Raw genomic sequence first — 18,334 nt, forward strand, 5'->3', positions numbered from 1 at the left:
GTCTCAGTCGCCCTTCGAAGCCGTGGCGGACCTGGCGAGCAGCCGGTCGGCGAGCCGGGTCTGCGGGATCGTGATCACGACGAAGAGCGCGGCCACGACCGTCACGGAGGAGAGGTTGAAGTCGTTGGAGGCGTAGATCCGCGCCTGGTTGAAGGCGTCGATGGTGCCGATGACGGTGACCAGGGCGGTGTCCTTCTGCAGCCCGATGAAGTCGTTGAGCAGCGGCGGCACCACCCGGCGCACCGCCTGCGGTACGACGACGTGCCGCAGCGTGCGGGAGTGGGACAGGCCGAGCGAGCGGGCGGCGGCGGTCTGGCTCCAGTGGATGGAGTCGATGCCGGACCGGTACACCTCGGCCACGTACGCGCCGTACGTGAGCGTGAGCGCGAGGATCGCCGCCCAGGTGGGGGTGAGCGCGCTCAGGCCGGGGATCTCGGCCAGCGGCAGGCCGAAGCCGATGAGGTAGATGACGACGATGCTCGGCACGGCGCGGAACACGTCGATGTACGCGGTGGCAAGCAGCCGCAGCGGGCGCCCGGCGCGGCCGGGGGCCAGCTTGGCGACGGCGAGCAGCAGACCCCAGGCGAGTACCAGGACCTCGGCGGCCACCGCGATGAAGACGTTGGTGCCGAAGGCGCGGGCGACGTCGACGGCGCTCGACGCTATCGCCTCGGGGCTGAAGAACGTGGCCTGGACGGCGTGGTCGTTGGCGAGCAGGAAGAGCGTGAGCGAGGTCAGCAGGAGCACCGCTGCCGACGCCCCCACCGTGACCCAGGCCGACTCGCGGGCGTCGGCCGCCTCCGCGCGCGCCTCGGCGAGCCGCGAGCGGTCGGCGGCCGCCTTGCCGGCCCGGGCGGCCGCACGTACCGCCTGACCGGCCGGCTTCAGTACCGCCAGCGCGCCGAGCCCGCCGGCGACCGCCACGGCGCGCAGCGTCCAGGACCAGGCGCCGTCGGCGGGCGCGGCCTGCCACAGCACGGCAGCGGTCCAGGCGGCGCCCAGGCACACGAGCACGGCGACGGCGAGCGCGGCCGGCGGCAGGACGCGCGGGAGCCGGACGGAAGGCGGGGGAGCGGTGACAGGGGGCTTGGCGGTGGTGCCGACGGCGCTCATCACAGGCTCCAGACGGGGATGGTGGCCGGGTCGCCGCCGAACGCCTTCGCGAGGTGCTCGCGGGAGAGGCGGTCGAGCGTGCCGTCGCGCTTCAGGGTGGCGAGGAGGCCGTCGAGGGCGGCGGTGTCGGGGCCGTTCTTGGGCAGGACCGCGCCGTACGACTCGCCGGTCGCGTACTGGCCGACGACGGAGAGCGCGCCCTTGGACTTCCCCGCCTGCCCGAGCAGGATCGCGGTGTCGGTCAGGGCGGCGTCGATGCGCCCGGACTGGAGCGCGGCGAGCATCTCGGGATCGCCGGGGAACACGGACACCGGCTTCTCGGGCTTGAGTTCGTCCTTGACGAAGGCCGCGCCGGAAGTGGCCTGCTTGATGCCGAGGCGCAGCCCGCGGATGTTCGCGGAGGTGACGGAACCCGGCTTGGCGAGGACGCCGATGTTCGAGTCGAAGTACGGGGTGGAGAAGTCGACCACCTTGCGCCGCGCGTCGGTGATGGACACCTCGGCGAGCGCGAGGTCGTAGCCCTGCGCCTTGCCGGCGACCATCGCGTCGAAGGAGACGTTGCGGACGGTGAGGGTGTCGAGGCCGGCGCGGTGGGCGATCTCGGCGGCGAGGCAGTACTCGAAGCCGCTCTTGATGTCGGCGACGGTGTTGCCGTTCCACCATCCGGCGGAGGGCAGGTCGCCGGCGACGGTGAGGGCGCCGGGGGTGACGGTCTTCAGCTTCAGCTCGCCGCGCTTGCCGCTGACCGTGCAGTCGCCGTAGCGGTTGCCCTGCGCCTTGGTGTCGGCGCTGGTGGCGTCACCGCCGGGGCCGGAGGAACAGGCGGTGAGGGTGAGGGCGGCGGCCGCGAGCAGGGCGGCGGCGCGAGCGGGGGATCGGAGGAGGGAGGGAAGGGGACGGCGCACGGAGGCTCCCGGGGCTCAGAGGGGGAGGAAGGGGGAGGGGAGGGAGGAGGGCGGAGAGAGGAGGGGGAGGAGGGAGGAGGGAAGGGGAGACAGGGAAGGGGAGGGGGAAGGGGGAAGGGGAAGGGGAAGGGGAAGGGAGAGCAGATTCCCAAAACCTTTTGGGTGGCGGAATGCCGAGTATGCTGACCCAAAAGGTTTTGGGAGTCAAGGGTGAGGAGGACCCGGCGATGGGCAGGCCCAAGGACACCGGCCGGACGGCCGGAGCGGGGCGCGGTGCCGAAGGCGGACGCGTCGTCGGAATCAAGGACGTGGCCCGGGCGGCCGGTCTTTCCATCACCACGGTCTCGCACGCCCTCAACGGCAAGGGTCAGGTCAGTACCCGTACCCGTGAGCGCGTCCGGCGGGTCGCCGAGGAGCTCGGCTACCGCCCCAACCCCGCCGCCCAGGTCCTGCTCTCCGGCCGCACCGGAGTGATCGGCCTCGCCGCCGGGCACCAGAGCTCCGAGCCCTGGGAGCGCACCTACCGGCCCTACTACGCCGCCTTCACCGCCGGTGCCATGGTCGAGGCCGTCGACCGCGACTACGCCCTGGTCGTCGTGCCCGTCGGCCCCGGTACGGACCTGTGGACCCGCATCCCCATGGACGGCCTGATCGTCGTCGACCCCATCGCCGGCGACCCCGTCATCGACGAGGCCCTGCGCCGCGGCCTCGCCGTCGTCACCGACGGCCGCCCGATCGACCCGGCGCACGCCGAACTCCCGTACGTACAGAGCGACATCGTCACCGGCATCGCGTTGGTGATGGACCATCTGCACGACGCGGGCGCGCGGCGGATCGGGCTGCTCAGCGGATCCGAGCTCGACTCGTTCACCCTCGACAGCGAGCAGACCTACGCGGAGTGGTGCACCGCCCGGCACCTCCCGGCCGCCGTCGAGCGAACCGCCCCCGGCGAGCCCGCCCGCGACGCCGCCCGCCGCCTCCTGGCCACCCGACCCGACGCCGTCCACGCCCTCAACCGCACGTACGGCGAAGCGGTGTTGGCCGCGGCCCAGGAGCTGGGCCTCTCGATCCCGGGGGACCTCATGGTCACCGTCATGGACGAGGCCGAACCGGGGTCCCGGCCGGCCCTCACCACCCTCAGCCTCGACCCCCGGCGGGTCGGAGCGGTCTGTGCGGCAGCCCTCATCGACCGCCTCACGGGCGCCGAGCCCGAACGGGTCACCGTGCCGTCCCGGCTCGTCCCGGGGGAATCGACGCAGCGGGGCTGAGCGTGCGTGGGCCGTGCGCCGCGCGCCGTGGGCCGTGCGCCGCGTGCCTTGTGCCTTGTGCCGTCCGAGGGTGAGTGGCCGGACCTCGCGGTCGCGCCGCCGGGGGTGCGCTGACCATTCGTCGGTTCCTGGGCATTGCCCGGCGAAAGACCGGAATGATCCACTTCGCTTGTCGGCCGGGCGTGACGCACACCGCGACGCTGCGCCGGTCCGTGTCACCGAGCACAGGAGTGTCGGTACGTATGGGCGCGGACATCACTACTCTCGATCCATGGGCGGCAGCCGGTCTGGATCCGCTGGCCGGGCGGGTCCTGGAGCATCTGGTGAGTGTGCCGTCGGCGGACGCCGTCGAGCTGGCGGCGGCGGTCCGGGTGGATCCGCCGCTGGTGGAGGGGGCACTCCGGCGGCTCGCCGACTCCAGTCTCGTGCGGCAGATCGACGGCACGGCGAGGCGGTGGGCGGCCGGACCCCCGCGGTCCTCGCTCGGCGCCCTGCTGGCCCGGCGGCGCGCCGAACTGGCCCGGGCCGAGGGGCTCGCGGAGCGGCTGCACGAGCTGTACCAGGCGGTGTCCGGGCCGTCCGCCGCGCACCTGGTCGAGGTCCTCGAGCGCGAGCACGAGGTCTCGGCGCGCTACGGGCAACTGCTGAAGGGGACGTCGACCGCGGTACTGCACCTGGCGAAACCCCCGTATGTGACCGGACCGCCGGCGACCTCCGAGGAGCCGGGGGTGGCGGACGGGGTGCGGATGCGGTCGGTGTACGAGACGGAGGGCTTCACCGACGTGCTGTCCCTGGAGACCGCGCTGCGCGGCACGGGCCGGGGCGGCGAGCTGCGGCTCGCCTCGCGACTGCCGGTGAAGCTCGTGGTCTTCGACGGGGCGGCGGCTCTTCTGCCGGTGCGCGGGGACCGCCCGGAGGCGGGTTCCCTGGTGGTGCACTCACCCGCCCTGGTGGGGGCCTTGGTGGAACTGTTCGAGAGCGTGTGGGACCGCGCCGAACCGGTGTCCCTGGAGAGCAGCAGGGACGGCGGGCCGGTGGCGCAGGGCGCTTCGACGGACGTGGGGCCGGACCCGCGGACCCGGGAGATCCTGCATCTGATGGCGCCCGGGATGAAGGACGAGACGATCGCGCGCGTGCTGAAGGTGAGCCGCCGTACCGTCCAGAAGCACGTCAGCGACGCGGGCGCCCTGCTCGCCGCCCGGACCCGGTTCCAGATCGCGCTGCTCGCGGTCGAGCGGGGGTGGCTGAAGGAGTGGAAGTGACGGTGCGGAGCACAACCACCGCGTGATCTCCCGGGGCTGGGAGATCACGCGGTGGCCGTCACCACATCAGGCGGGGCCCTCAGGCCGGTCCCTCAGGCCGGACCCTCAGAAGGTGAGGCTCCAGCGCTGCAGATGGCCCGCCTCGAGGTTGAAGATGCCCGGAGTGCCGTCGATGACGCGCAGCTTCCAGGTGCCGGTCGCGGGGACGGCAGAGGCGTCGACCGTGTACGTCGCGTGCAGGTCGGGCGCGACCACCCACGGGCCCCACGGCTTGACGGGGACGACGGTGCCGTCGGGGGCGATCAGGTCGAGCACCATGGCGTTGCCGAAGAGGTGGTCGATGTCGACCGTGACCTTCAGGTCGGCCGGTGCGTTGCCCGGCTTGCCCCGGACGACCATCGGGGACTCGACCTGGCCCTTCTCGGGGATCAGGTACGTGGTGGGGTTGATGAAGTAGTGCCCGCCGGATTCGAGCGCGGTCCAGGTGAAGGAGAGCTCCCGGGTGTCCCCGGCGGCGTTCCTGACGACGATGACCGAGGCGTAGTCGCCGGCCTTCTCGGGCGTGCCGGTGATCAGGCCGGTGGCCGGGTCGATCGACAGGCCCTTGGGCAGTCCCTTGGCGGAGTAGGCCAGCGGGCCGGGACGGCTGCTGGACGCGACGATCTGCCGGCTGGCCGGCTGGCCGAGCGCGACCGGCTCGGTCGGCAGCGGCTCCAGGGCGATGTGGTCGACGTAGCGGATGCCGACGTTCACGCCCGCCCAGGAGTTGGCGACGGCCTCGTAGGCCTCGCTCTGCGCGCCGTACAGATCGGCGGCGGCCCGCAGCGTCGCGGTCCGGGCGCCCGGGTAGTCGGTGGTGCTGGTCATGTAGACGGTGGTGCTGGTCATGTAGACGGTGAGCGCGCGGTACACCACGTCGGTGGCGGCGGCCAGTCCGATGCCGGCCACGGGCAGCCCGTCGTACGTGGGGCTTTCGTACTCCACGCCGTTGACGGTCTTCTGCCCGCTGCCCTCGGCGAGCAGGTAGAAGAAGTGGTCTCCCACCCCGGCCGCCATGTGCGCCTCGGCGTACTGCGTCTCGATGTTCCAGTAGTCCAGGGGCGCGTAGCCCACGGCGCTGATCCCGGCCTTCGACGGACGGTCCATGTGCCGGATCGGCTCGCCGTTGCCGTGCAGGTCGGACAGCTCGGCCATCAGGTAGTCGGGCACGTCGTTCGGGTTGTCGGCGTGGAACTCCACGGCGGCGGCCATCATGTCGCTGATCGCCTCGTTGAGGGCCGGCGATTCGCCGAAGTCGCCCAGGCCCGCCGTGAACGAGGTGACGCCGTGCGCCATCTCGTGCGCGGCGATGTCCAGGGACGTCACCGGGTGCTTCCCGTCCGCGCCGTCGCCGTAGCTCATGCAGAAGCAGCCGTCCTGCCAGTTGGCGTTGGCCAGCGGGACGCCCTGCATGGCCTGGTAGTGGACGCGCGAGGTGCTGCCGCGGCCGTCGTCGGCTATGCCGTTGCGGCCGAAGCGGTCGCGGTAGAAGTCCCAGGTCGTCTGCATGCCGTACGCCGCGTCCACGGCCGCGGTCTGCGGGTGGGTGCCCGTGCCGTCGCCCCAGACGTCGTCGGCGTCGGTCATCAGCGTCCCGTAGTAACTGCCGTTGCTCACATCGACCGTTCGGTGACCGCCGCGCTCCTGGTCGACGAGGGCGTACGTGCCGTCGTCCTGGCGGGTGGAGCCGATCGTCACCTGGCCGCTGTGCTGGCTGTGGCCCTCGGCGGACTTCACGTGCTCGGTGTTGCCGAGGACGGTATCGCTCGCGGCGTCCGTCACGACGTGGCGTTCGCTGGGGGACCCGTCCTCCTGCACGCCGGTGACGACGGTCCGCCAGGCCAGCGTCGGCCGCCCGCCCGCCGCCCAGACGACCAGGCCGGGGTCCTTCGGGGCGCTCGCCTTGCGGGTGCCCTTGGCCGCGGCCTTGCCCACGGCCGTCTTCTTCGCCGTCGCGGCCGATACCTTGGCGCTGGTCGTCGGCAAGGTGAGGGGCGCCTCGGAGGCGTACGTGACGGTGCGGGCGCCGTTGTGCTCGTGGACGACCAGGTCGCCGCCGATCACGGGCAGTCCTGCGTACGTCCGGTCGTAGCGGGTGTGGACGGTCCCGTCGGCGTCCTGGATCACGTCCTTCGGGATCAGCTTCTCCTGGGAGCCGAGGCCCAGCGAGCGGGCGGTGTCGGCCGCCGCGCCGGCCGCCCGGTCGAGCAGCTTCCGGCGCTGCCCGGGCGTCTGGCGTACGGTCCCGGATCCCGGCTTCGCCTTCGCCTCGACCCTCGGGAGCGCCGTCGAGTGCGCAGGGTTCGCCGCCGGTTTGGCGGCGAACGTGCCGGCCGAGGCGGGGAGCGCGGACAGCGTGAGAGCCGCGGCCGTGATCACCACGGTCGTGGCGAGACGCCGTCGGGGCCGACGCGGACCCTGTGGGGACGCGGACCTGTCACTGAGGGAGTTCACTTCAGGATTCCTTCTCTTCGGCGGTGTGCCGATGTCGCGGCCGGTGCCGCGCCTCATGAGCACGGCACCGGCCTTCCTGGTGAGGCGGGCTTACTTGAGGCCGAAGGCCCGTACGAGGGTCTGGGTGACCCCGCCGCCGTTGTGCTGTCCGGCGGTGACCCGGAGGGACACGAAGCCGGCCGTGGAGGGTGCGTTCAGGGCCGTCTGCCAGGCGCCGTTCTTCTTCTTGAGGTCGGCGCGGGTCCAGGACTTCCCGTCGTCGTACGAGACGTCGAGTCCGAGCGTGGACACCGCGTCCTCGGCGGCCGAGCTGCCCAGGACCTCGGGCAGGACGGAGAGCACCGACCTGCGCCGAGCCCGGCCGTCGGCGTCCAGGTCTGTCCGGTAGTCCAGCTGGACCAGCGGAACCGCCTCGTAGCCGGAGACGGCCGCGCCCGCGACATGCGGCGCCGCCATGGACGTGCCGCTCTCCGGCCGGTAGAAGCCCTCGCCGAGGTCGTTCATGTACTGGGAGCGCGCGGCGAGCACGTTCACCCCGGGCGCGGTGATGTCCGGCTTCATGCCGTCGTCGCCCTGGCGCGGCCCGCGGCTTGAGGTGTCGGCGAGGCGGTCGGAGCCGTCCACCGAGCCGACCGTGAGGGCGGCGTCCGCGGTGCCCGGGGAGCCGATGCGGTAGTCGCCCTTGTCCCCGTCGTTGCCCGCGGAGACGACGAACAGGGCGCCGGTCTCGGCGCTGAGCCGGTTCACCGCCTGGCTCAGCGGGTTGTCCTGGCCGTTGCGGACCGGACTGCCGAGACTCATGCTGATGACCTTGGCGTGCGCGGTCCGCGCCGCCCACTCCATGCCCTGGATGATCCAGGAGTCCTGGCCGATGTTCTGGTCGCTGAGGACCTTCCCGACCAGGTCGGCCTCGGGCGCGACGCCCTTCTCTTTCCCGGCGGAGGCGGCGCCGGTGCCCACGGCGGTGGACGCCGTGTGCGTGCCGTGGCCGAACCGGTCGGTGACCTCCTCGCCGGGCACGAAGCTCCGGGCTTCCACGATGCGGTCCTTGAGGTCCGGGTGCGTGGCGTCGATCCCGGTGTCGAGGACGGCGATCCGTACGCCGGCCCCCGTGCCGCCGTCGGCCCAGGCCGCCGGCGCGCCGATCTGTGCCGTGCTGTCGGCGAGGGTCCCCTTCGCCTTGCCGTCGAGCCACACCCTCGCCACCCCGGCGGCGAACGGCGGCGCCCCCGGACGCCGCCGTCCTCGGCCGCCGGCCGGTGGTGGGTGAGGGCCGACCAGAAGGCGGCGGACTTCGACCGGCGGGTGCGCACCGCCGCGCCGTGGATCACCGGCAGGCTCAGCGTGGTCTCGGAGCCGGGTAGCGCCTCAGTGGTCGTGTCGGTCTTCTCGGTCTTCTCGGGCTTGAAGGGGGCCGCGTCCTTCTCGTGCGTGACGATCAGGGGGAGCGAGGCGGCGTGGGCGTCGTCGTAGCCCTGGGCGGTCAGCTCGGTGACGTCGAACAGTCGCTTGTCGAGCCGGCCGTCGGCTATGTAGGGCATCGCCTCGTCGGGGTACACATAGGTGTCCCCGCCCTCGCTGGTGACCCGCACCGAACCCGTGGCACCGGGTGCGCGCTCCACGCTCACCTCGGGCGCCGCGCCGGTGGGCTCCGGGGTCAGGGTCACCTTGTCGCCCGTGATGAGCGTGATGGTGGTCGGCGCCTTGCGGGCGCCGGGGGCCGAGGCGTTCGCCGCCGGGGCCGGTCGGGAGGAGGCGGTGTCCTGGGCTGCGGACGGGGTCACCATGCCGGCGACGCAGGCGGTCGCCACGGCGACCGACGCGGCGGCCGATCTTCGGGAAGGGGAGAACCTCACATTGCCTCCGGTGGCGCTGGGTCTGTCGGTCTTGGGCCGCGGACGACGCGCCTCAAAGGCAGGGATGAGGGGTCGGCGCGTCGGCGGCTGGCACAGACACTCGCCGCCGGACGCGGGCGCTGACAAGGAGAACCCGACGGGGACTAAGCGCAGTTGCACAGGTGCGAAACGGGTGTTGCGCTCCGGTATCGGTCTCCCCATTTCGTTGAAAGTTTGTCTATGCTCCACGCAGCGGGGCGGAACCGGACCTTCAGGGTGGGCGGACATGAACGAAGCGGTGCGGTGGGGGATTCTCGCGACCGGAGGCATAGCCGAGCGGTTCGCGACGGATCTCAAGGATCTGGACGGTGCCGAGGTGGTGGCGGTGGCGTCCCGGAGCGAGGCGTCGGCGCGGGCCTTCGCGGAGCGGTTCGGGATCCCCCGGGCGTACGGGGAATGGGACGGGCTCTTCGCCGACCCGGACGTGGACGTGGTGTACGTGGCGACGCCGCACCATGCCCACCGGGAGGCGGCCGGGCGGGCCCTGGAGGCGGGGAAGGCGGTCCTCTGCGAGAAGGCGTTCACACTGAACGTCCGGGAGGCGCGGGAGCTGGTCGATCTCGCCCGGGAGCGCGGTCTCTTCCTCATGGAGGCCATGTGGATGTACTGCAACCCGCTGATCCGGCGGCTCGCCGAGCTGGTCCGGGACGGGGCGGTCGGAGACGTACGGACCGTGCAGGCGGACTTCGGTCTGGCCGGGCCCTTCCCGCCGGACCACCGGCTGCGGGACCCCGCGGTCGGCGGCGGCGCCCTGCTCGACGTGGGCGTGTACCCGGTGTCGTTCGCCCAACTGCTCCTCGGCGAACCGGACTCGGTGCAGGCGCACGCGCGGATCTCCCCCGAGGGCGTCGACCTCAACACCGGCATGCTGCTCGGCTGGGACTCGGGCGCCTCGGCGCTGCTGTCCTGCTCCCTGGAGGCGGACACGCCGCTGACCGCCTCGGTGACCGGCACGAAGGGCCGGATCGACGTGCCGCGCGGCTTCTTCTTCCCGGAGCGGTTCACGCTGGTGCGGGACGGCGCCGAGCCGGAGGAGTTCGTGAACACGGACCACCCGCACTCGATGCGGCACGAGGCCGCCGAGGTGATGCGCTGTCTGCGGGCCGGTGAGACGGAGTCCCCGCTGGTCCCGCTGGACGGCACGCTCGCGGTGATGCGGACGCTCGACGCCGTACGCGAGCGGGTCGGCGTCCGCTATCCGCAGGAGGCCGTGGCCGCGCGGGTGTGAGAACGCGCGGAAACGGCTCTGTCCGGCCACGAGGGGCCGGACAGAGCCGTTTCCAGGGGGTGTTCAGGCGGCGGCCGGTGAGCCGGCCTCGAACGCCGCGTGCAGGCGTCGCGTGTGGTCCAGGGTCCGGACCGGGCCGGTCAGGGTGACCCGGGCCGTGAGCCGGTGGTCGGTGCTCGACGCGCCGAACGCCAGCTCCAGGGCGCCGGGTTCGACCCGGCGGGTGCCGTCGCGGCCGGTGAACGACGCCAGGTCGGCGGGGACCGTGACCTGGACGCGGCGGCTCTCGCCCGGAGCCAGCTCAAGCCGGTGGTAGCCGATGAGCCGCTGGACGGGCTGGACCACGGAGGCCACCGGGTCGTGCAGATACAGCTGGACGAGCTCCGTGCCGGCGCGGGCGCCGGTGTTGCGGACGGTGAGGGCGAGATCGAACGCGCCGTCCGTGGCCGCCGTCTCGCTCCCGACGGCGAGGTCGGTCCACTCGAACGTGGTGTACGTCAGTCCGTGGCCGAAGCCGTAGGCCGGGCTCGGGTCGATGTCGGAGACCTCGCTGGCGTGACCCAGGCGGGCGGCCAGATAGGTGGACGGCTGGGCGCCGTGGTGCCGGGGCACGCTGACGGGCAGTCGGCCGCTCGGGTTCGTCCGCCCGCTCAGGACCGACGCGACGGCGGCGGTACCGGCCTCGCCCGGGAAGAACGCCTGGACGATCGCGGCGCTCTCGGCGGTCGCCCGGCCGAGCGCGTACGGCCGTCCGGCGAGCAGGGTGGTCACGACCGGCGTACCGGTGTCGAGCAGGGCGTCGAGGAGCTGCTGCTGTACGCCGGGGAGGGCGAGGGACTCCGCGTCGCAGCCCTCGCCGCTGGTGCCGCGGCCGAAGAGCCCGGCGCGGTCGCCGAGCGCGGCGATCACCAGGTCGGCGCCGCGGGCCAGCGCCAAGGCCTCCGCGAAGCCCGAGGTGTCGGGGTCGTCCACGCCGCAGCCGGGGGCCGACACCAGCTCGGCGGAAGGGAATTCGGCCAGGAGCGCCTCGCGCAGGGTCGGCAGGTCGATGCCGAGGGGGACGTCCGGGTGCTGCCCGCCGACGTGGACGGGGAAGGAGTAGCAGCCGAGGACGGCCTTCGGGGTGTCGGCGTTGGGGCCGATCAGCGCGATCCGGCGGGGGGTGCCCGGGTCCAGCGGAAGGGTGCCGTCGTTGCGGAGGAGGACCACCGCACGCTCGGCGACCCGGCCGGCCAGCTCCCGGTTCGCGGCGGGGTCGAGGATGATCGCGCCGCGGAGCGTCTCGGGGTCCGCCGTCGTGTCGGTGCCTCGGAGCGCGGCGGGGACGGGGGTCCAGTCGGGGTCGAGGAGGCCGAGCTCGACCTTCTGGCTGAGCACCCTCCGTACCGCGCGGTCCACGAGCTCCGGGGACGCCTCCCCCTTCTCGACGGCGTCGAGGAGCGGGCGGCCGAAGGTCTTGACGGTGGGCAGCTCGACGTCGACACCGGCGGCGAGCGCCGCCGCCGCTGCCTCGCCGAAGGTGCCGGCCACACCGTGCAGGGTCTTGAGGAAGGCGATGCCGAAGTAGTCGGCGACGACGGTGCCGGTGAAGCCCCAGGTGTCCCGGAGCAGGCCGGTGAGCAGTTCGTCGTCGGCGGCGGAGGGGATGCCGTCGGTGTCGGTGTAGGCGTGCATCACCGAGCGGACGCCGCTCTCCCGGACCGCCATCTCGAACGGCGGCAGGATCACGTCCGCCAGCTCCCGGCGGCCCATGCCGACCGGCGCCAGGTTGCGCCCCGCGCGGGAGGCGGAGTAGCCGGCGAAGTGCTTGAGGGTGGCGACGATTCCGGCGGACTCCAGGCCCTGCACGTACGCGGTGGCGACGGTGCCGACGAGGTACGGGTCCTCGCCGATGGTCTCCTCGACGCGCCCCCACCGGGCGTCACGGACGACGTCGAGGACGGGGGCGAGGCCCTGGTGCACGCCCACGGCGCGCATGTCCCCGCCGATGACCGCGGCCATCTCCCGGATCAGCTCCGGGTCGAAGGTCGCGCCCCAGGACAGCGGGACCGGGTAGGCGGTGGCCCTCCACGCGGCGAAGCCCGCCAGGCACTCCTCGTGCGCCACGGCGGGGATGCCGAACCGGTTGGCGGCGGCGATCCGCCGCTGGGTCCGCAGGAGGGAGAGCGCGCCGACGGCGGGGTCGACGGGGACGGTGCCGAAGGGGCGGGTGAGCTGGCCGAGACCGTCGGGAAGGAGCGCGTCGAGGTCGACGGCCTCCTCCATGTCGTGCTGGTGCGGGGCGACTTCGGCCCCCTCGTCGGACGCTCCGACCCAGACGCCGAAGAGCTGGGCGACCTTCTCCTTGAGCGTCATCGCCCGGATCAGGGCGTCGACGCGCTCAGGGGTGCCGAGCGAGGGGTCGTTCCACGCCGGGAGCGGGGACTGAGGCTCTGTTGCCACGTTGTCGGTCACTTTCCTCCGACTCCCATCAGCCCCTGGATCAGGGCACGACGGGCGAACAGATAGACGAGCAGGATGGGGAGCATGGAGAGGACGACGGCCGCGAGCAGGCCCGGGATGTCGACGCCGTGCTCGGTCTGGAAGTCGTACAGGCCCATGGTGATGACCTTGTTCTCCGAGGACTGGGTGAGCACGAGCGGGAACAGGAAGCCGTTCCACGCCTGGAGCGAGGAGAAGACGATCACCGTCGACAGGCCGCCCTTGGACAGCGGCAGCACCAGCTGGCGGAAGATCCGCCAGGGGGCCGCCCCGTCGACCGTCATCGCCTCGTACAGCTCGGGGGTGATGTCCCGCATGACGCCGGTGAGGATCAGGACGCAGACCGGCATGGCGAAGGCCGCCGTCGGCAGGATGACGCCGATCAGGTTGTCGTAGAGGCCGGCCTCGTTGATCAGGTAGAACATCGGCACGATGACGGCCTGGGAGGGGATGGCCAGGCCGAGCAGGAAGAGCCGGAAGACCCGGCCGACGGCCTTGCCGTCGCTGCGGACGATGGCGTACGCGAGCGGCGGCACGAGCAGCAGGATGATGGCCACCACGGCGACGGTGACGATCACGGTGTTGAGGAAGTACTGCGCGAAGCCGTCGTTGAGGTCGTTGAGGTAGTTGTCGAACGTGAGGTTCTTCGGGAAGCCGAGAGGGCCGTTCGCCGCGTAGTCCGCGCGTGACTGGAAGGTGGCGACGAGCATCACGTACAGCGGCAGGCCGACGACGAACAGCCAGACGAGCGAGCCGAATCCGGCCAGGTAGTTGGGGCGCTTCCGCATCACACGCCCTCCATGGTGCTGCGCATCTTGTCGTAGCCGCTGAGGCGGACCATGACCAGGGAGACGAGGCTGGCGACCAGGACGAGGAGCAGCGCGATCGCGGAGGCCATGCCGAAGTCGAAGCTCTTGAAGGCCTTTTGGTACATGTAGTACGCGCTGTTCGTGGTGTCGGTGCCCGGTCCGCCCTGGGTCAGGATGAGGACGGTGTCGAAGGTCGTGAGTCCGCCGACCACCATCAGGATCGTCGAGGTCACGATGGTGTTGCGCAGCTGCGGCAGGGTGATGTGGAAGAACTGCCGGTACCGGCCGGCCCCGTCGATCTGCGCGGCCTGGTAGAGCACCTGCGGGACGGCCCTGGCCGCGCCCTGGTAGAGCAGCGTGTGCAGGGGTGTGAACTGCCAGGTGCTGACGAAGACGAGGACACCGAGGGCGCTGGCCTGCACGCCGAAGAGGTTGCCGTCGCCGAACAGCCACTTCGCCTGGGAGGGGACGCCGAAGTTGGGGTCGAGCACGGCGCGCCACAGGACGGACACCGCGGTGATGGACAGCAGGAGCGGGACGAAGTAGATCGCGGAGAGGACGGCCCGGTTGCGCTGGTGGCCGGCCGCCCAGACGCCGAGCAGGATGCTGATCGGGGTCTGGACGAGGACGCCGAGGACGGTGAGGAGCAGGCTCAGCCAGAGGCTCTTCACCATCACGGGGTCGTCGAGCAGCTTGCTCCAGTTCTCCAGGCCGGCGAACTCGGGGGAGCCGAGTCCGTTCCAGCGGGTGAAGGAGAGCACGACGACCAGGGCGAGCGGGACGAGGGCGAACAGGCCGAAGAAGACGGCGGCGGGCGCCGCCCAGGCGAAGCCCGGGCGGCCCACACCGGTGCCGGGGCGCTTCGCGCGCTCCCGGGCTCCGGGCTTCTCCACGCTGTCCACGGCGGGGGCTGTGGCAGTGGTCATGTCAGGTATTTCCGGTGGTCAGGCCGCGGGCAGGCTCTGCATGGCGGCGATGAAGGCGTCGGTCCCCATCTGGCCGTTGAAGAACTGCTGGATGGCCTGGTGGAGCGTGGTCGTGGCGGCCGGCGGGAAGGCCTGGTCCCAGGAGAGCTGGAACGCGGGCGCCTTCTTCACCAGGTCGTACTGGAACGTCGAGTAGGCCGGGTTGGCCGAGCCGCCCAGGAACTTCTGGGTGTTGGTGGTGGTCGGCAGGTTGCCGATGGAGAGCTGGTCCTTGACGAACTGGTCGGAGTACATGAGCTTCAGGAACTCGGCCACGGCCTCGGGGTGCTTGGAGGACTTCAGGACCGAGTAGAAGTTGTTGGTGTTGCCGGCCAGGTTGTCCGGGTCTCCCTTGCCGCCCTCGACGGTCGGGAAGGTGCCGTAGCCCAGGTCGCTCCTCACGAAGTCCGGGTAGGCGTCCTGGAGGGTGGAGTACTCCCAGGAGCCCATGAGCTCGAAGGCGGCCTTGCCGGTGGCGAGGAGGGCGGGGGAGCCGCCGTCGGTGAACTTCACCGAGTCGTAGTTGGTGCCGAAGGCACCCGCGTCGATCAGCTCCTTGAGCATGCCGAGCGCCTTCTTGCTGTCCTCGCTCGCCCAGACCTGCTTGTCGCCGTCGACGGCCTTCTGGAAGAGCTCGGGGCCGGCCACCCGGTCGTAGATGTACTGGAACCACATCTGGGTGGGCCACTTGTCGCCGCCGCCCAGGGCGATCGGGGTGACGCCCTTGGCCTTGAGGGTCTTGACCGTGGTCAGGAGCTCGGCCCAGGTCCGCGGGGCGGCGACGCCCGCCTTCTGGAGCGCCTTCTTGTTGCTGAAGAGCAGGACCGGCTGGGTGCCGCGCATCGGCACGCCGTACGGCTTGCCGTCGACCACGGCGGTGTTGAAGACGGACGGCAGGAAGTTGGACTTGAGGTCCGGGTTCTTGGCGATGAAGTCGTCCAGCGGCATCAGCAGGCCGGCGTCGACGTACGGCTTGATGCTGCCGCCGCCCCAGTTGAAGAACAGGTCCGGGGCCTGCTTGCCGCTGATCACCGTCTGCAGCTTGGACTGGTAGTCGGCGCCCGGGATGGTGTCGAGGACGGCCTTGACCTTCGAGGTCTTGTTGAAGGTGTCGACGAGCTGCTTCTCCACCTTGTTCGTCGCGTCGCCGTACACCAGGACGTGGATCGTGTCCGAGCCGCCGTCGGACGAGGCGGCGGAGCCGCCGCAGGCTGCCAGGGACAGGGCCATGGCCAGCGACGCTCCACCGACGACAGCGGTTCTGAGGAGCTGTGCGGGTCGCTTCATCGCCTCACCTTTCGAAAGAGTTTCGGTCATGTTTCCGAAACTTCATGTGTCGGGACGCTAAGGTTGGGGTGGTGAACCGGTCAACCCTCTGGGGGTGCGTTATCGAAGCGTGACGCCGGTGGGGTGGGGGAGGAGTGCCTTACCCTCTTGAGATGCGAGATGACGAGGACATGCGACGGATCACCCTGGCCGAGGTCGCCGAGAAGGCCGGCGTGTCACTTTCGACGGTTTCGAAAGTCCTCAACGGCAGGCAGGACGTGTCGCAGGTCACCCGCGGCAAGGTGGAGCGCCTCCTCGAAGCGCACTCCTACCGCAGGACCACCCGGGCGGCGGGCGAGGCGCCGCTGATCGAGCTGGTCTTCCACGAGCTGGACAGCGTCTGGTCGATGGAGCTGATCCGGGGCGTGGAGAACCTCGCCAAGGCGCACCAGGCGAGCGTGGTGCTGACCGAGAGCGGCACCCGGCACGCGCCCGCGGCCGACTGGATCGAGGGCGTGCTCCAGCGCAGGCCGATCGGTGTGGTCCTGGTCTTCTCCTCCCTCCCGGACGCCGTCAAGCAGCAGCTCGGCGCCCGGTCGATTCCCTTCGTCATCGTCGATCCCGCGGGCGACCCCGAACCCGACGTGCCGTCCGTGGGCTCCGCGAACTGGTCCGGCGGCGTCGCCGCCACCCGGCACCTCGTCGATCTCGGCCACCGGCGCATCGGCATCATCACCGGCCCCGAGGACATGCTGTGCTCCCTGGCGCGCCTCGACGGCTACCGCTCCGCCCTGAACATGGCCGGCATCGTTCCCGACACCTCCCTCGTCCGCTTCGGCGACTTCCACGTCGAAGGCGGTTACCGGCACGCCATGGACCTCCTCCAGTCGCCGGACCGGCCCACCGCGATCTTCGCGGGCAGCGATCTCCAGGCGCTCGGCGTCCTGGAGGCGGCCCGGGTCTGCGGTCTGCGTGTGCCCGAGGACCTCTCCGTCGTCGGGTACGACGACGTGATGATCGCCCGCTGGTCGAGCCCCGCCCTCACGACGGTGCACCAGCCGCTGCGCGCCATGGGCGAGGAGGCGGTCCAGATGCTGCTCCGGCTGCGCGCCGGGGAACCGTCGGTGACCCGCCTTGAGCTCGCGACCAGCCTCGTGGTCAGGAACAGCACGGCGGCACCGGCGTCGGAGACCGCCGTCCGCTAGCGGACGGAGCGTCCGGAGTCGGCCCGTCCGGAGTCGGCCTGTCGGGAGCCGGTCCGTTCGGAGCCGGTGCGTCCTGAGTCGGAGCGTCCCGGGCCGGTGCGTCCTGAGTCCGAGCGTCCTGAGTCGGCCCGTCCGAGGTCGGCCCGTCCGGGGTCGGCGAACACCTCCTTCACGATGACTCCGGCGGCGCCGCGGACCGCGGCGCCGAAGCCGAGCAGAGAGCCGGTGACCCGGCACAGCGCCTCGTCGCCGGCCACGATCCGGGCGCGCATCTCCCGCATCGCCGCAGGCAGCAGATACGGTGCCACCGCCGCGAAGTAGCCGCCCAGGACGACCACGCGCGGGTTGAGGAGATTCACCGGGACGGACAGACCGGTACCGAGCCACCGGCCGATCTCGTCCAGACCGCTCAGTGTGCGAGGGTCCCCGGCGGCGGCACGGCGCAGCAGTTCGGCGGCCTGCTCCTGCGGGCCCCACGCAGCACCCGGTCCGCTTCCCTCCGGGAGCAGCAGATCGGGCGCGGCCGTCCTGAGCGCCGCCGGAAGCGACACCTTCGTCTCCAGACAGCCGGTCCGGCCACAGGCGCAGACGTCCCCGTCCGGGTCGATCTGGATGTGCCCGAGCTCGCCGCTGAAACCGGAGGCGCCCTGGAGCAACCGCCCGCCTGCGACGATGCCGGCGCCCAGGCCCGCTTCTCCCGTGACGTACATCAGGTCCGTCACCCCGGGGTGCGCGGTCTCCCATTCGGCGAGCGCGGCGAGGTTGGCCTCGTTGTCGATCACCACGCTCATCTCCCCGGGCAGGCCGGCCGCCTCCCGCAGCCGCTCGGCGACGGGGACGTCCTTCCAGCCCAGGTTGGGGGCCGCGTACACCCGCCCGGTGGCCACCGCCACCGGGCCGGGCGCGGCGACCCCGACGCCCGCGACCCGCGCACCCGAGCGGATCGCGTGGTCCAGGAGTTCCCTGGTCAGCGCCGCGAGCGCGCGGATGGTGGCATCGGCCCCCTCCTCGGTCGCGTCGTGGACGAGACGGCGCTCCTGAATGGTCCGCCCCGCCAGGTCCACGGAACAGGCCGCGAGATAGCGCGAGTTGATCTCCAGGCCGAGCGCCGCCACGGCACGCCCGTCGAGCTCCAGTTGGCGTGCCGGGCGCCCGACCGACCCGTCCTGCTGCAAGTCGGCCTCGCGCACCAGGCCGCGGTCGAGGAGTTCCCCGACCAGGCTGGAGACGGTGGGCCGGGTCAGTCCGGTACGACGGGCCACATCGGCCCGCGAGGCGGGACCGGCCGTGCGGACCTCGGCCAGGACCAGGGCGAGATTGGCCCGCCGTACCGCCACCTGGTCCATGGGCGTCGCCTGGACGGTGGCCGGCTTGTCGGCGCTGGTGGGCACGGAGTCTCCCTGGGGCTGAAAGAGCGGGGCGTGGAGGCCGGGCGGCACGTCGA

At 71.9% G+C, this 18,334-nt stretch carries 12 protein-coding genes and 1 pseudogene; 4 read left to right on the plus strand and 9 right to left on the minus strand.

Annotated features, from left to right (window positions below; genetic code table 11):
* Window positions 1-3: 3 nt before the first annotated feature.
* Both ACZ7HT_RS03565 and ACZ7HT_RS03570 read right to left on the minus strand, forming a co-directional pair.
* Window positions 4-1,113: an amino acid ABC transporter permease gene (locus ACZ7HT_RS03565; RefSeq protein ID WP_471159285.1), complete on the minus strand. Its 1,110-nt coding sequence runs from the start codon at window positions 1,111-1,113 to the stop codon at window positions 4-6.
* Window positions 1,113-2,018 carry an ABC transporter substrate-binding protein gene (locus ACZ7HT_RS03570; protein WP_471159287.1) on the minus strand — a complete coding sequence of 302 codons (906 nt, stop codon included), beginning with the start codon at window positions 2,016-2,018 and terminating at the stop codon, window positions 1,113-1,115. Before ACZ7HT_RS03570 ends, ACZ7HT_RS03565 begins: the two co-directional genes overlap by 1 nt.
* Window positions 2,019-2,245: 227 nt before the next feature.
* On the opposite strand from ACZ7HT_RS03570, the gene ACZ7HT_RS03575 reads away from it, so the two are divergent.
* Together ACZ7HT_RS03575 and ACZ7HT_RS03580 are read left to right on the plus strand one after the other, a co-directional pair.
* A complete protein-coding gene (locus ACZ7HT_RS03575; RefSeq protein WP_471159289.1) occupies window positions 2,246-3,286 on the plus strand; it encodes a LacI family DNA-binding transcriptional regulator in 1,041 nt (346 codons plus the stop codon).
* Window positions 3,287-3,528: 242 nt separating this feature from the next.
* On the plus strand, window positions 3,529-4,548 hold the full coding sequence (locus tag ACZ7HT_RS03580; protein WP_471159291.1) for a LuxR C-terminal-related transcriptional regulator: 1,020 nt from the start codon (window positions 3,529-3,531) through the stop codon (window positions 4,546-4,548).
* Window positions 4,549-4,653: 105 nt separating this feature from the next.
* Here the strand turns inward: ACZ7HT_RS03580 and ACZ7HT_RS03585 are convergent, their stop codons facing one another.
* Together ACZ7HT_RS03585 and ACZ7HT_RS03590 are read right to left on the minus strand one after the other, a co-directional pair.
* On the minus strand, window positions 4,654-6,969 hold the full coding sequence (locus tag ACZ7HT_RS03585; protein ID WP_471159293.1) for a M4 family metallopeptidase: 2,316 nt from the start codon (window positions 6,967-6,969) through the stop codon (window positions 4,654-4,656).
* Window positions 6,970-7,467: 498 nt separating this feature from the next.
* Window positions 7,468-8,828: pseudogene (locus ACZ7HT_RS03590) on the minus strand (S8 family serine peptidase); the annotation flags it as partial.
* Window positions 8,829-9,162: 334 nt separating this feature from the next.
* On the opposite strand from ACZ7HT_RS03590, the gene ACZ7HT_RS03595 reads away from it, so the two are divergent.
* The gene (locus ACZ7HT_RS03595) at window positions 9,163-10,164 is read left to right on the plus strand and encodes a Gfo/Idh/MocA family protein (RefSeq protein ID WP_471159295.1); all 1,002 of its coding nucleotides are present in this window, start codon (window positions 9,163-9,165) and stop codon (window positions 10,162-10,164) included.
* A gap of 63 nt (window positions 10,165-10,227) precedes the next feature.
* On the opposite strand, the gene ACZ7HT_RS03600 is transcribed toward ACZ7HT_RS03595, so the two are convergent.
* The 4 genes from ACZ7HT_RS03600 to ACZ7HT_RS03615 are packed head-to-tail and all read right to left on the minus strand — an operon-like array spanning window position 10,228 to window position 15,706.
* On the minus strand, window positions 10,228-12,618 hold the full coding sequence (locus ACZ7HT_RS03600) for a beta-xylosidase/alpha-l-arabinosidase (RefSeq protein ID WP_471159297.1): 2,391 nt from the start codon (window positions 12,616-12,618) through the stop codon (window positions 10,228-10,230).
* Complete coding sequence (locus tag ACZ7HT_RS03605) at window positions 12,615-13,433, minus strand: carbohydrate ABC transporter permease (protein ID WP_471159299.1); 819 nt, start codon at window positions 13,431-13,433, stop codon at window positions 12,615-12,617. The genes ACZ7HT_RS03600 and ACZ7HT_RS03605 overlap by 4 nt, the downstream gene beginning before the upstream one ends.
* Complete coding sequence (locus ACZ7HT_RS03610; protein WP_471159301.1) at window positions 13,433-14,380, minus strand: carbohydrate ABC transporter permease; 948 nt, start codon at window positions 14,378-14,380, stop codon at window positions 13,433-13,435. The genes ACZ7HT_RS03605 and ACZ7HT_RS03610 overlap by 1 nt, the downstream gene beginning before the upstream one ends.
* Before the next feature lie 18 nt (window positions 14,381-14,398).
* The gene (locus ACZ7HT_RS03615; RefSeq protein WP_471159303.1) at window positions 14,399-15,706 is read right to left on the minus strand and encodes an ABC transporter substrate-binding protein; all 1,308 of its coding nucleotides are present in this window, start codon (window positions 15,704-15,706) and stop codon (window positions 14,399-14,401) included.
* A gap of 152 nt (window positions 15,707-15,858) precedes the next feature.
* On the opposite strand from ACZ7HT_RS03615, the gene ACZ7HT_RS03620 reads away from it, so the two are divergent.
* Window positions 15,859-16,890 (plus strand): LacI family DNA-binding transcriptional regulator, encoded by a 1,032-nt coding sequence (locus ACZ7HT_RS03620; protein WP_471159305.1) that lies wholly within the window; start codon window positions 15,859-15,861, stop codon window positions 16,888-16,890.
* Here the strand turns inward: ACZ7HT_RS03620 and ACZ7HT_RS03625 are convergent.
* On the minus strand, window positions 16,887-18,281 hold the full coding sequence (locus ACZ7HT_RS03625) for an ROK family protein (protein WP_471159307.1): 1,395 nt from the start codon (window positions 18,279-18,281) through the stop codon (window positions 16,887-16,889). The genes ACZ7HT_RS03620 and ACZ7HT_RS03625 overlap by 4 nt on opposite strands.
* Between the last annotated feature and the right edge of the window lie 53 nt (window positions 18,282-18,334).

This window comes from Streptomyces sp. NPDC037410, assembly GCF_055602235.1.